The sequence below is a fragment of the Kiloniella laminariae genome (assembly GCF_027214005.1).
GTDB lineage: Bacteria > Pseudomonadota > Alphaproteobacteria > Kiloniellales > Kiloniellaceae > Kiloniella > Kiloniella laminariae_A.
The window spans coordinates 941220-954059 of record NZ_JAPWGY010000001.1; the positions used below are offsets into that span (position 1 = coordinate 941220).

Here is a 12840-nt window from a genome sequence, read left to right on the forward strand (position 1 = left end):
GATTTGATTTAGTAATTCACTGTTACTGTGTAAGTCCCGGCATAAGCGCCAGAAGCCTGTGTAGCATTGACAACCAGATCTGCACCGACGTTGAAGGCAAGATCGCCTGAACCGTCTGTGGTCGGTGTGCCACCGGCATCGTGGGTAAAGTTGTTCAAGGTCATGGCTGCACCCGGACCTGTCAGAGAACCGTTGGTAAAGCTGATGGTGACAGCTGTACTTGCATCACCTGAGGCGGTAAAGGCACCTGCAGCAGGGGAGCCGGAGAAGGTATAGCCAGCTGGGCCAGAGACAGCACCAGCAGTGGAAATGGTTACAGTTCCCCCGGAGGCATCAACGGCGGTATTCCCGAAATCCATAGCAGTATTCTCGGTGATCGAGATGGCCTGCTGGATCTGTGCAGAGGCATTACCTGTTCCATCTGCAGCCATTGATCCTGATGAAGCTACAGCTCCGGTCATAGTAATAACACCATAGGCAATGTATTTTAGTGATTTCTTCAATGTACAGTTCCTTGCAGTTGATTTGTATACGAAATGAATATTATGTAATAGCGCTATTGACGAGGATGAATTTTTATATTGATTCAATTAATTCTTGGTTAATTGTGATTTTTATTGAGAATCGACTTTTTTATACTGTAAAGTGGTGTGCATTAGTGTTTTTTGCGCCTTATGCGTGTTTGATCTATACTCTTGATTGTTTTTCTGGTCGTAAAATACTCTTGTTACCCTGGGAGCGAATTGTGAGTAACTATTTTCCGAACAGGAGGTTTTTTTTGAAATATATGTTTGTTTGGCCGGAAGGCCGGGGTGCCATCCCTCCGGAGACCCTCTTCAAGATTACTTTGAACAGGATATCAGATGAGAAGGCGGCGCTGTCAGGAATTTCCCGGACTGAATTTTTATCCCGCTGTTCAGCGAGATACTTTTTATTTCGTTTTCAATCCTGATAAACTCGTTCCCGGACCATTGTGACTTTCGGTGTCACTGGGGATGCCATCAGGTTCATCGTGTTTTTCAGGTCACGCAGTTGCGTGGCTTTTTTGTTTCATTGGGCAAAAATATTATTAACAGTTTGGTCGTTAGGAGATTGAGTAGTGGCAAAGGGAGCTTATGACGGTTCAGGTGGCTGGTCGGGTGATGGAGGCTCAAACCCGGGAAATGAGGATAGATAACCCCTTGAATGTGACTGGATAGCTTTAGAGTGTAAAAAGATGGGTTAATACTCTTTGTATTAAAAAAAATAGATAAAATATTATTTTGTTACCGAAACAGTGATTTTTTAAGTGATCATTCCGTGAGCAGGTGAGTCCTGACTATAATTATCATTTTAAAATTTCTTTTTGGATAGGGAGAAAACAAAACATGTTGTGGCAGTCGCCATCTAAATAAAAGGAATTTATTCAAGTTTTCTAGAGATAACCGAGCTGTCTTAGGAGGCTTTTGTTAAAGCCGTACAGTATCTAACGTGTTGATTAAGTTGTGGTTGGAAAAGATTATGGCCTGTTAGTAGATATTCGATATTGTTATCTTCGAGTGGGGTACCGTTCGAGATAAGCGTAAATAATTCCTGTTGTTCTTGGCTGTAGTGTTCCCACACACTTTCGGCCACGCAGCCACAAATTTCGACTTGTACCAGACGGGGCAGAACGACCTGCGGCTCAGAGTTCGTGATTCTATCTCGGCTTTTGAAGAGAATAAAATCTGAAATGCAACTGTGATAAAGGACCGTTTTTCCTGGTGTCTTCAATAGCTCTGCAAGAGTTGTTAAGGCGTCTGTAACAACTGGGAAGTGGGCCAAGAAAATACCGCTCCTGATCTTTGATTCAAGTTCGATAGATCCGGTCGGATTATCATGAAGATCTGATATTGCCGTTGTAAATCTCTGTTCTTGCTCAAAAGTTAGAGCCAAACCTGTGGCATTTCTTTCATTCGCTTTTACTGGAAGAGAAGAGAATGAAAGAAATGCAAGTGTGATTATTATAATAGCCAGCTTCATTCTAAACCTGGTGTAAAAAAGGGCGACTGTAATCGTCATCTATCGCAATGAAAGCATTTCTTCGTAAAGTCCTAATGCCCGGATGTTACACACCATGCCCAGAGTACTTGCTTTTTCTTCGTCTGTTTTTTTGAGAATGTTGCTTAGTTCTTCAGGTGTTGTGTCAATACCGTTAACAATTTTATCAAACACAGGACGTTTATCAGTAGAGGTGAAGTTCCAGCTGTTCTCCGCATGGCAACGACAAGTTGTTTCAATTTCTTCTGGCGTATAATTAATGATACGATTCATAACCTTTCTGGTGAAGCTCTTCCGGTCTGCTGGCAAACGTGGATTACGCAGTACGTTTTCAAAAGTATCGGCGATACCGTTTCTGTCTTCAGATGAATGAATTTCATCAAGGCATGTCTGATAATAAATAGCCTTGCCAGGTGGATCGAAAGCAACAGCTGTCTGCTGTAACTGTTTCAGAGTACGTGAGGGGAGATGCGTGAAGGTTTTGTTTTCAATTTTCTGGATAAACGCGTCGTCTTTGAGTTTTTCAGCCTGATTATAGGAAGTTGTAGGGACCGAATTCCTCAGTTGAGCCAGCGAGGATCGATCAGCATCAGACAGGGTCTGACACGCGGTTAGAAATACGGTGAGGAGAAGTGGTGCAAGGAACAAGCGCATGAAAATACTCTGATAAAATGTCTGTTGGGGGCAATACATGAAGAAATGGAGATAGTTAGACGAGGTGACGATGGCAATATCTGACCGTAATGTCAATCAGAGGCTGTAATGTCTTTTTAAAATAACGTTTCCGAGTGTGGGCAAGATACTTTTTATTTCATTTTGAACACCGATAAACTCGTTCCCGGACCATTGTGACTTTCGGTGTCACTGGGGATGCCATCAGGTTCATCGTGTTTTTCAGGTCACGCAGTTGCGTGGCTTTTTTGTTTCATTGGGCAAAAATATTATTAACAGTTTGGTCGTTAGGAGATTGAGTAGTGGCAAAGGGAGCTTATGACGGTTCAGGTGGCTGGTCGGGTGATGGAGGCTCAAACCCGGGAAATGAGGATAAATCACCGGGGGATAACAGACCAGAAGACCGAATGAGCAAAGCCGGGAATGGTACATGGGGAACGGCGAGCAAGCAGGCGTCATCTGTTAGTGATGAGCAGATAAGGGCTATGCGCGAGAAACATAGAAAACCCGGTTTTAATCCAACGCCTTCACCGCCTTCCAACTATACAGGAACCTGGGGCGAATGGACGGAAAGATACAACCGGGCAAATAGGTTGGGGCGGTACAGCAATGCATTGAATGAACCATTGGATGTTGAAGATCAAAGAGCGCTGTCCAAGATGATCTCTCCCAAACACAAACCGGGAACGCCGGAATACAACAAAGCTGTCGCGGCGCGGAATGTTCGGGCTCAGTCAATTGCAGCGTATAATCATCCGATACGATCCGGGTTTCACAATTTCCTGTCTAGCTTGTTGCCTGGCGTGAGCGGCAAACTGACGTATGATACCTACGGTAACCTGGCCACAGAAAAGCGCTTTAATGTTCCTGATTTTGTAGCGAGCCTTCCAAGTCCAAGATTCATGGGGTTTGGGATGTCCACACCTGCTGGGATCGCTGCTAAAGCAGCCGTGGCTGCTGCAGGCCTTGCAGGATATCGCTCCAAAGATTTCGTAGATATTCAAAGCATGTCCGATGCTTTGGATGAAATGTCGATTACTCCAGAACGGTCAAGTGACAATAGTTCTTCAACCCGGTCAATTGCGAAACGTCCCGAGGATATTCTTTACCCCTACACGGTGGAGGATGAAAATCTGCCCGCTGGGCAAGGGGTTTCTTTCGGAGCAACGCCGGTTCGCAGGGCGCCGGTACTTACGGCGTTGAACAGGCGGCGTGCAGCTTATGGGAGGGGGTAGAAGGTGAGTTTGACGAACAGTTACAAGGGGCATTCGCTTCAGGGAGAGTGGCGGGAGCGGAATAACAGCCTTTCTGCATCCAGAAATGGTCCGACGCAAAACCCTGTTCAAAACAGGGAGCGGGCAAACTCACTTGCATCGGTGAGGCGGATTGAGCAGAGGCCTGAGCAGATACTCTACCCCCAGTATCGCCCTGTTGAGGAAAAGAAAGCGCTTTCCCCCTATGTGTCATTAGCGGCGTCGCCTGTGCAGCGCTTGCGCGGTATGGGGCTGCTGAATGTCCGCCGGGCATTGTACGAACGTGGCGACAGTTGAGTGGAAAGGTCTGATCAATGAGTTTTTTGGCTATTTCCTCTGGTGAGGAGTCTTCCCGGGAGCGGGGAGAGTTTGTTCGCAAATCTCTGTCCAACCCGGAACCTGTAAAAAACAGTGGTGGCGGAATTAGTATGGGGCCTTTTACCGCGAGGCAAAGAAGGCCGGAAGCGGTACTTTATCCACAATATCGTCCGCTTGAAGAACAAAAGGTGCTTTCGCCCTATGTCTCGCTCGCGCCTTCGCCAGTACAGAAATTACGTGGCATGGGGGTATTGAATGTGCGTCGGGCCCTGTATGAACGCGGGGATGGGGTTTAATGGCGAAGTAATTTTAAAATTCGGCGAAAAACAAAATTAGATTTCTCGCAATTGTAGAAAGTACCTTCCATTAGAACCTCGAAAAGTGCTACTGAAACGGGTTGTATTTATCGCTTACAGTGACTTCCGGGGGGAATATGCTCAGCATCCAAGAAAACACCAACAGGCTTTTATCTGCCTTTGACGACAGGGAAAAAGGTTTTTGGGTCTGGTTTGCCAGTGTGATCCCCCTGATCCTGATTTCCGGAATTCTTGTAGTGCTTGTGGTGGCGGGATATTTCCTGTCAAATCCCGAGATTTTGGATAATCCGGCTTTACTTCAAACACCAGAACTTTTGATAAAAGTAGAGGATTATGACCGGGATGCTGTGATCCGGAGGACGTTGACGTATTTTCTTTCGGTTGCAGTGATCTTCCCCGGTATTTTTGTTGCACTCAAGATGTTTCGTTTGAAGGTTTCCGATATCATCGCTCCGGGGGATACAGTGCGTTGGGGGACGATATGGGGGCTCGCCCTGACGACGTTGGTGATTGCCATATCTGGTGTCCTCGTTTTTGGATGGCTTGACGAGGTCCAATATTCCTATGAACCCCATTCTGGTTGGGGATGGGGTGTCGTTGTTGTCATGATTCCGATTGTTGCGCTACAGGCCATGACAGAGGAGCTGTTTTTTCGCGGCTATCTGTTGCAGCTTGTCGGGCGCTTTACCCGGCGCTGGTGGCTTATTCTCCTGATTATCGCAGGACTGTTTTTCGCCATGCATCTGTCCAATCCGCCGGTTGAGGTTTTTGGCTGGTATGCGTTATTCAGCTATGCGATGAGTTCGGTTCTTTTTACTTTTCTGGCATTAAAAACCGGGCGACTGGAATATTCCATTGCGCTGCATATTGGCTGGAACTGGTCGGTTTTATTCGTAGATACGCGGCTAAGTCCGGATATGTACATGGGTATCGGGTCTTTTGTCATCGATTTTAAACCAGATATTATTTCTGCAGTTCAGGATATTTTTGTGGCGGCGGGGCTCTATTATCTGGCGATGATGTTCTACAGAAAAAATATCTCCAGCGGGTACAGAGGTTCTGTGGAAGCTGTTCCGTCAGCCGGAGAATGAAAGCGCCGATATATATCAAAAAATCGAGAAAAATATTTTCGTGATACTTTGTTTGCTCTTTTGACAGGGGCTATATTCGTCCTTGGATAAATGGGTCTGCCGCAAGGTGGTTCCGAAGATTGTTTTAAACCCTCCCAACTTTACCTTTACCGGTTTTGGGAGGGTTTTTTGTTGTCCGTATTTTGAACCCGGTCTCTGTGACACAAGAGACAGACTGGAGAGCTTATGGAACTGGCTGAAAAGGTGATCAACCGCCAGAGCGCATTGCAGCAGGAGCGGCAGAAATTCGAGAAGATCTGGAAGGAAACCGCCGAGCGGCTTGATCCCTTCGGGTCGATCCTTGAAGGTTCTGTCGGCGATATGTCAAAGATGTACAGCTCGCGTCCCTTGCAGGATCTGGCACGCTTTGCGGCGGCGATTGAAAGCCTGCTGATCCCGCGCGGGTCGATCTGGCACGGGCTGGAGCCGATGGATGACGAGCTCAAGCAAAACGACGAGGTGCAGGTCTGGGCCGAAGCACAGACCAAGAAGCTGTTTGCCGTGCGCTATATGGCGCAGTCGGGATTTGTTGCCAATACCCAGCGCATGTTCCGCTCGCTTGGCTGTTACGGCAATCAGGTGATGATGACCGAGGAAGTACTGGGGCGCGGTCCCGGTGGTATGGACCTGCCACCGATCCGCTATCGCATGATCCCGATGATCGAGTGTTTTCTGGCCACCACGGCCTGGGGACAGATTGATACTTTCTATCGGGTGTACAAGCTGACCCTGCGGCAGATGATCCAGGAATTCGGCGAGGAAAACCTGCCGGACTTTCTCAAGGTCCGTATGGACAAGCCGGATATTCTGGAACAGAAATTCGAGATCATCCATGCCATTGATACCTCGCTGGCCGATGGGGTGGCAACGCAGTTGCCCTGGCCGTCGGTGCATGTGCTTAAAGGTCAGAACCATGTGCTGAGGCAGTCGGGCTATTACGAGTTTCCGATCCATGCCTCGTCTTTTGTCGAGAGCGACGGCCATGCCTATGGCTGGGGGCCGGGGATGATGGCGCTGCCGGATATCAAGCAGCTCAACATCATGAACAAGACCACGATTGCGGCAGCAGAACAGGCGGTATCGCCTGCTTTTGCCACGGTGCAAAAGCTCAAGCGGCGTCTGAACCTGAGTGCCGGGGCAATCAACCCGGATCTGATTACCGAAGACGGGCGCCTGAAAATCCAGCCGATTGCCACCGGCGTTCGTCCGGATATCGGCGAGCAGTTGATCGCCAAGAAACAGGCAGATATCGGGGCCAATTTTTATGTCGATCTCTGGCAAATTCTGGTCAACAAGCCGGATATGACGGCCTATGAGGCGGCCTTGCGGGCACAGGAAAAGAGCGAGCTGATCGGGCCGCCTTTTGCCAAGCAGGAAGAAATGCTGGCCTCCATCGTCATGCGCGAAAACGCGATACTGGAACGACAGGCAGCGGATGGCATTATCGATTTGCCGCCACGCCCGGAGATCCTGCAGGGGCGCAAGTTGTCGCTGAAATTCACCAGCCCCATGGCCAAATTGCGCCGGGCGGCAGAAGACGCAGGTATCCAGCGTACGCTGGAGACCGCGGCCCAGCAGGCCCAGTTCGATCCAAGTATCATGGACAATTTTGACCACGACCGGATTATCCGGGCGCGGGCGGATATCAACGGCATGCCTGCGGATCTGCTCAACCCGATTGAGCTGGTTGAGGCCCGCCGCCAGGCCCGTCAACAGGCAGAACAGCAACAGGACATGGCTGCACAGCAGGCGCAAAGCCTTGATATGGCGGGCAAGGCCCTGCCGATGATGGAGGCGCTGGGGGCCGCGGGTATTGATCCCGCTGCACTGGAAGCGGCTGCAGCTGAAGGAGGTCCGGTTGCTTAAGGGTTGGAATTTTTCCCTGAAAAAACAGCATGAGCTGGTGGACGCCTACGCCCGGCTTTTTGCCACATTGGACGGCCAGCTGGTTCTGGCAGATATCCTTGATCAGGCGGCGGCTTTTGAAGCCACGCCCCCAGGGGGACCGTCGGTGTTTAACGATGGCAAACGGGCCATTGCCTTTGACATTTTGCGCAAGGCCTCGATCAGCGCCGATCTTCGGGCTGAACTGGCCAAGGCGGCTTATCTTGCACAAGAGGAAGATCAACAGGAATGAGTGAATATGACGTCTCTGCTTCTGCTGAAACCACGGGTTCAGGTAGTGCACCACCCGGCCATCCCCATGATAAACCCCAGTCTTTCCCACATCAAAGAGATGGGGATTATGCTTCCGGACCCGCCTCGACAGAGAGCGGGATTTTTTATGCCCGATCAGAAGAAGGACGGGACCAGGAGCCGGGAACGGTCAGCCATTATCTGAATAATCCCGCTGTTGCCGGAGGAGAACAAAACCCCACTGCAGCAGAGGGGATAAAATCACAGCAGGACGCAGACGGCTTTGTCCGCCTGCCGGGACAGGATGCTTCGCCCGAAGAGGTCGATGCTTTTTATGCCGCGCTGGGTGTGCCGGAAAGTCCGGAAGGATACGAGCTGCACCTGCCGAAAGATCTGGAAGTCGAGGGATCGGAAGAACAGTGGGGGCAGTACCGTTCTGCCATCAGCGAGCTGTCCCACGCCCTGGGTTTGTCACCACAACAGGCACAGGCACTGGCTGATCTGGATCTGCAGGCGAAAAGCCAGTCGATGGAAAACCTGCAGGTCGAACGCGAACGTTATCTCAAACAACAGATTGACGACACTCTTGGCACGTTGCGCCAGGAATGGGGCGGCAATCTGGATGCGAATGTCAGAACCGCAAACCGGGCACTCCGGGCCTTTGGCGGTTCTGAACTGGAAGCCGTGTTGAACGAAGCGGGGGTTCTGAATGATCCCGTGGTTCTGCGCGCTTTCCACAAAGCTGGCCTCTCCCTGGTAGAGGACAGCAGTCCCGGCGGAGCCGGTGCAACCCGACGCAACAGATCTGCTGCGGAAATTCTCTACCCATCATCTACTAAGGAAGGCTGAAAATGGCTACACTTGGAAATACCTTTGTCGATCTGATCGACATCTACAAACAGACCGATCCCAACGGATCAACCGCAACCATCATCGAGCTGCTGAAACAGCAGAACCCCATTCTGGATGACGCTATTGCCATGGAGTGCAACAAGGGGGGCGAGCATCTGCACACCATCCGTACCGGGCTGCCTTCTGTCAGCTGGGGTGCGCTTTATCAGGGCATTACCCAGTCCAAAGCCAAGCAGCAGCAGGTCACCGACACCACGGGTTACCTGGAAGCACTGGCAACGATTGACGAACGGGTGCTGAGCCTGTCGCGCAATGAAGCGGGTGTGCGTCTGAACGAGGCCATGGCCTTCATGGAATCAATGAACCAGGAAGCCGCGCGGGGCCTGTTTTATCACGATACGGCGACCACACCGGAAAAGTTCAAGGGGCTGTCTGCCCGCTTTAACGTCATCGGTGGTGGTGATGCCGGGGAACAGGTGATTGATGCAGGCGGCACCGGATCGGACAATACATCAATCTGGTTTGTCACCTGGGGCGACCGTCACTGTCACCTGCTTTATCCGCAGGGTACAAAGGCTGGTCTGCAGCGCGATGACATGGGCCGTCAGCGGGTGCTGGATGAAAACAGCAATCCCTATTACGTCAAGGAAGAGAAGTTCACCTGGCATCTGGGTCTGGCGGTGAAGGACTGGCGTTATGTATCGCGCGTGGCGAACATCGATGTTTCGGAAATGCAGGCCGGAAACGTGGCGCTTTATGATTTTATGCGCAAAGCCTATTACAAACTGCAATCGCGCATGCGTCGCGGCGATGCCGCGGGTGGTCGCCAGGTGATCTATTGTAACCGCGATGTGCTTGAAGCCCTGGATGCGCTGGCAACCAATGCCGGATCCGGCGACAACTTTGTCCGCCTGAAATCCACCGAACTGGAAGGTCAGGAAGTGCTGACATTCCGCGGTATTCCAATCCGTGAAACCGATGCGCTTCTGAATACCGAAGCCCGCGTTCTGTCTGCCTGATAAGGAGGGATAATTTATGATCCACAGTAAGCAGCTTACCTTTTCCGACCAGCAGGCGATTACCGCGACTGCTGCGTCCACCAACATCCTTGATCTGGGAACAACCGGGACTGTTGTCGGGGCCTCTGCGGCGCTGACGTCCGATCCGGGGAATGGCACAGCGGTGCCGATCAATGTGCAGGTGACCCAGAACTTCAACAACCTGACCAGCCTGAAGGTTGCGATCGAAGTTGATGACAACACCGGGTTTTCCTCGGCCCGTGAAATTCTGGCCCAGACCATTCCACTGGCTGAGCTGAAAGCGGGTAAACAGACCTCGTTCCATATCCTGCCCAAGGGGGTGAACGAACGTTACATGCGTCTGCGTTATACCGTCACGGGAACAAACCCGAGCGCGGGTAAAATCTCTGCCGCGATTGTTGCCGGGGTCCAGAGTTGACGAGCGTAAAGACCAAAGCGAAAGCGGTGGTTCCGGTTCTGGCTGCGGTTCCGGGCTCTGACCCTGATCCTGACAAGGAAGCGGCAGTCGTAAAGGTCCGGGCGATAAAGCTGGGCTATTACGGAGTACAGCTGCGTCAGGTCGGCGATGTGTTCGAGCTGCGGGATGCGGCGCATTTTTCCACCAGCTGGATGGAAAAAATCTAGAGCGCCTGGATTGGCGTTTTTAACCGGAAAAAGGGAACGGGTTTTCCTTTCCGGTTTATTAGAAGAAGGCTCTGCCCCCTGGGGTGGAGCCTTTTGTTTTGAGCTGTTGCAATTGAAATCAGGACGGGAAAAGCCATGACCAGCAAGGTTGAAATCTGTCGGGATGCCCTGCAGATCCTGGGGGACAAGTCGATTGTCTCGCTGGAAGAAAACAGCAAGGAAGCCCGCCAGTGCAAGATTGCCTATCCCCGGGCGGTCGAGACAGTTTTGCGGGAATACCCCTGGTCCTGTGCGATCCGCCGGGTGAGGCTGGCAGCATCTGCCGAAGCAGCCGCTTTTGGCACAAGGAAACGATACCGTCGGCCAGTGGATGATATCCAGGTTCTGCCGATCACAACATCTGGCGAAGCCGATGGCCTGCCCATTCCCTATCAGCTGGAGGGGCGCTTTATTCTTTGTGATCTGCCTGCCCCGCTGAAATACCGCTACATCACCAATAATCTTGACCCGGTTGACATGCCGCCGGATCTGCGCCGGGTGATCGCGACACAGCTGGCGGTGCGTCTGGCTGAGGTGCTGACAGGATCACAGTCCAAACTGCAGACGGCACTGGCGCTTTATCGCAGTGATCTGCGCGATGCCAAGGCCAATGACATGATGGAGGATGGCATCCCCGAGATCCTGCCATCCAGCTGGCTGGAGGCACGGCAGTAATGACCCAGAGAACACTTCAGGCCAGCTTTGTCCGCGGCGAGATTACCCCGAGACTGCATGGTCGCGAGGACACCCAGCTCTATCAATCCGGGCTGGCGATCTGTGAAAACTGGATTGTATTGCCACATGGCGGTCTGACCCGCAGGCCGGGCACGCGCTTTGTTGCCACCGCCAAACATGCGGATAAACAATGCCGTCTGATCACCTTTGAATACTCGACTGAAGATGCCTATACCATCGAGGTCGGGGATCTTTACATGCGGTTCTATCGTGACTTCGGGCAAATTCAGAAAAATGATGCACCCTATGAGATCGTCACACCCTATACCGAGGCCCAGCTGTTTGAGCTGGTGGTGACCCAGACGGAAAACTCGCTCTGGATCGTGCACAAGGATCACCCGCCCAAGGAACTCAAGCGCAACGACCACGACGACTGGGTCATAAGCGACATTGTCTTTACCGCCAAACCGGCGGAGTGGAAGGCCGGAAACTATCCACGCCGCTGTTCTTTTTATCAGCAGCGCTCGATCTTTGCCTCGCCGCCGGATCAGCCGCAGACCATCTGGACCTCGAAAACATCGGATGAGAAAAACCTGACGCTGGGGACCAATGCGGATGACGGTTTCAAGGCGACGATCAAGGCCGGGCAGGTCAACCACATCCAGTGGATGGTGGAGGGCCGGGCGTTGATGATGGGCACATCCGGGGCAACCAGGACCCTGAGCGGGGCCTCTGGTGGTGAAGCGCTGACCGTGACCTCGGTGATCAACCGCCGCCATACCACCGAAGGCTCAGCGGCGATCACGCCGATCCAGAAAGGCGAGGTCGCACTGTTTCTCAGCCGCAACCGCAAGCGCCTGCACGAGTTTGTTTTCTCGTTTGAACGCGACAGCTTTATCGCGCCGGATCTGACTTTTTTGTCCCAGCACATCACCGGGCCAGGCATCAAGGCGATGGATATGGAAAATGATCCTGACGCCATCATCTGGATGGTTCGGGATGACGGGCAGCTGGTCGGGGTGACCTATGAAAAATCGCAGGAAGTGGTGGCGTTTCACCGGCACAAGCTGGGTGGCAAGACCGATGAACATCCCTGGGGTGAGGCTGAATCCGTTGCCGTGACCTATGAAGCCAAGCGCGAGGTGCTGTGGCTGTCAGTCAAGCGCAAGGTCAATGGCGCGGTCGTGCGGCACATCGAATATATGGAGGCGGTTTTCAACGACAATGCGGTCAAGGAAGATGCCTTTTTTGTCGATTGCGGCGGCACCTATAGCGGCGAGTTGGCTGGAACCATCACCGGATTTTCCCATCTGGTCGGCGAGACGCTGGATATCCTGCACGACGGCAAGGTGTCGCCCCAGGCCACTGTGCTTGGTGACGGGTCGGTGACCCTGCCGAACAAACGCAAGGGCGTGAAGATCACGGCGGGCTTGCCCTATGCTTCGCTGATCCAGCCGCTTTCGCCGATTGTTGCAACCCAAAACGGGACCGGACGGGGCAAGAAAAAACGTGTGGTTTCCATGGGTGTCGATGTGATGAATACCGGCACACTGGAAGCGGGCGAGAACCCTGAGGAAGCCCAGAACTATATCTTCCGCGATGGCTCGACACCGTTTGGCCAGTCGCCGGAACTCTATACCGGTTATCTGGAGATCGATCCGGACAACGGTTTTAACGACAAGGCGCAGATCTATATCCGCGCCAGTCAGCCACTGCCCGCCACCATAAGATCACTGATCACCGAAGTCCAGTCGGAGGGATAAAA

Annotated in this window: 15 protein-coding genes; 12 read left to right on the forward strand and 3 right to left on the reverse strand. The window is 52.0% G+C overall.

The window, feature by feature from the left end:
- Window positions 1–8: 8 nt before the first annotated feature.
- From O4H49_RS04325 to O4H49_RS04335, 3 genes are all read right to left on the reverse strand, one after another.
- Window positions 9–503, reverse strand: a complete 495-nt coding sequence (locus O4H49_RS04325; RefSeq protein ID WP_269422189.1) for a DUF4402 domain-containing protein — start codon at window positions 501–503, stop codon at window positions 9–11.
- 931 nt (window positions 504–1434) lie between these two features.
- Complete coding sequence (locus O4H49_RS04330; protein WP_269422190.1) at window positions 1435–2001, reverse strand: hypothetical protein; 567 nt, start codon at window positions 1999–2001, stop codon at window positions 1435–1437.
- 39 nt (window positions 2002–2040) lie between these two features.
- Complete coding sequence (locus O4H49_RS04335) at window positions 2041–2673, reverse strand: hypothetical protein (RefSeq protein ID WP_269422191.1); 633 nt, start codon at window positions 2671–2673, stop codon at window positions 2041–2043.
- Between the two features lie 320 nt (window positions 2674–2993).
- Here O4H49_RS04335 and O4H49_RS04340 point away from each other — a divergent pair, with 320 nt between their 5' ends.
- The 12 genes from O4H49_RS04340 to O4H49_RS04395 all read left to right on the forward strand — a co-directional run bounded on the left by O4H49_RS04340 (window position 2994) and on the right by O4H49_RS04395 (window position 12838).
- A complete protein-coding gene (locus O4H49_RS04340) occupies window positions 2994–3926 on the forward strand; it encodes a hypothetical protein (RefSeq protein WP_269422192.1) in 933 nt (310 codons plus the stop codon).
- A 3-nt stretch (window positions 3927–3929) separates the two neighbouring features.
- On the forward strand, window positions 3930–4241 hold the full coding sequence (locus O4H49_RS04345) for a hypothetical protein (RefSeq protein ID WP_269422193.1): 312 nt from the start codon (window positions 3930–3932) through the stop codon (window positions 4239–4241).
- A 17-nt stretch (window positions 4242–4258) separates the two neighbouring features.
- Window positions 4259–4558 carry a hypothetical protein gene (locus O4H49_RS04350; RefSeq protein WP_269422194.1) on the forward strand — a complete coding sequence of 100 codons (300 nt, stop codon included), beginning with the start codon at window positions 4259–4261 and terminating at the stop codon, window positions 4556–4558.
- A 137-nt stretch (window positions 4559–4695) separates the two neighbouring features.
- A complete protein-coding gene (locus O4H49_RS04355; RefSeq protein WP_269422195.1) occupies window positions 4696–5670 on the forward strand; it encodes a CPBP family intramembrane glutamic endopeptidase in 975 nt (324 codons plus the stop codon).
- A 225-nt stretch (window positions 5671–5895) separates the two neighbouring features.
- Window positions 5896–7575 carry a portal protein gene (locus O4H49_RS04360; protein ID WP_269422196.1) on the forward strand — a complete coding sequence of 560 codons (1680 nt, stop codon included), beginning with the start codon at window positions 5896–5898 and terminating at the stop codon, window positions 7573–7575.
- A complete protein-coding gene (locus tag O4H49_RS04365; protein WP_269422197.1) occupies window positions 7568–7846 on the forward strand; it encodes a hypothetical protein in 279 nt (92 codons plus the stop codon). The genes O4H49_RS04360 and O4H49_RS04365 overlap by 8 nt, the downstream gene beginning before the upstream one ends.
- Window positions 7843–8694 carry a hypothetical protein gene (locus O4H49_RS04370; protein WP_269422198.1) on the forward strand — a complete coding sequence of 284 codons (852 nt, stop codon included), beginning with the start codon at window positions 7843–7845 and terminating at the stop codon, window positions 8692–8694. Before O4H49_RS04365 ends, O4H49_RS04370 begins: the two co-directional genes overlap by 4 nt.
- Window positions 8695–8696: 2 nt before the next feature.
- Complete coding sequence (locus O4H49_RS04375) at window positions 8697–9716, forward strand: major capsid protein (RefSeq protein ID WP_269422199.1); 1020 nt, start codon at window positions 8697–8699, stop codon at window positions 9714–9716.
- 16 nt (window positions 9717–9732) lie between these two features.
- Window positions 9733–10155, forward strand: coding sequence for a Bbp16 family capsid cement protein (locus O4H49_RS04380; protein WP_269422200.1), 423 nt, complete (start codon window positions 9733–9735; stop codon window positions 10153–10155).
- A complete protein-coding gene (locus O4H49_RS04385) occupies window positions 10152–10361 on the forward strand; it encodes a hypothetical protein (RefSeq protein WP_269422201.1) in 210 nt (69 codons plus the stop codon). Before O4H49_RS04380 ends, O4H49_RS04385 begins: the two co-directional genes overlap by 4 nt.
- Before the next feature lie 135 nt (window positions 10362–10496).
- Window positions 10497–11075 carry a hypothetical protein gene (locus O4H49_RS04390; RefSeq protein WP_269422202.1) on the forward strand — a complete coding sequence of 193 codons (579 nt, stop codon included), beginning with the start codon at window positions 10497–10499 and terminating at the stop codon, window positions 11073–11075.
- Window positions 11075–12838, forward strand: a complete 1764-nt coding sequence (locus O4H49_RS04395) for a hypothetical protein (protein ID WP_269422203.1) — start codon at window positions 11075–11077, stop codon at window positions 12836–12838. Before O4H49_RS04390 ends, O4H49_RS04395 begins: the two co-directional genes overlap by 1 nt.
- Window positions 12839–12840: the final 2 nt, after the last annotated feature.

Bases quoted from the DNA above. Each gene is read 5' to 3' on its own strand.
- O4H49_RS04330 (WP_269422190.1), bottom strand. From the start codon at position 2,001: ATGAAGCTGGCTATTATAATAATCACACTTGCATTTCTTTCATTCTCT.
- O4H49_RS04335 (WP_269422191.1), bottom strand. From the start codon at position 2,673: ATGCGCTTGTTCCTTGCACCACTTCTCCTCACCGTATTTCTAACCGCG.
- O4H49_RS04350 (WP_269422194.1), top strand. From the start codon at position 4,259: ATGAGTTTTTTGGCTATTTCCTCTGGTGAGGAGTCTTCCCGGGAGCGG.
- O4H49_RS04355 (WP_269422195.1), top strand. From the start codon at position 4,696: ATGCTCAGCATCCAAGAAAACACCAACAGGCTTTTATCTGCCTTTGAC.
- O4H49_RS04360 (WP_269422196.1), top strand. From the start codon at position 5,896: ATGGAACTGGCTGAAAAGGTGATCAACCGCCAGAGCGCATTGCAGCAG.
- O4H49_RS04370 (WP_269422198.1), top strand. From the start codon at position 7,843: ATGAGTGAATATGACGTCTCTGCTTCTGCTGAAACCACGGGTTCAGGT.
- O4H49_RS04375 (WP_269422199.1), top strand. From the start codon at position 8,697: ATGGCTACACTTGGAAATACCTTTGTCGATCTGATCGACATCTACAAA.
- O4H49_RS04380 (WP_269422200.1), top strand. From the start codon at position 9,733: ATGATCCACAGTAAGCAGCTTACCTTTTCCGACCAGCAGGCGATTACC.
- O4H49_RS04390 (WP_269422202.1), top strand. From the start codon at position 10,497: ATGACCAGCAAGGTTGAAATCTGTCGGGATGCCCTGCAGATCCTGGGG.
- O4H49_RS04395 (WP_269422203.1), top strand. From the start codon at position 11,075: ATGACCCAGAGAACACTTCAGGCCAGCTTTGTCCGCGGCGAGATTACC.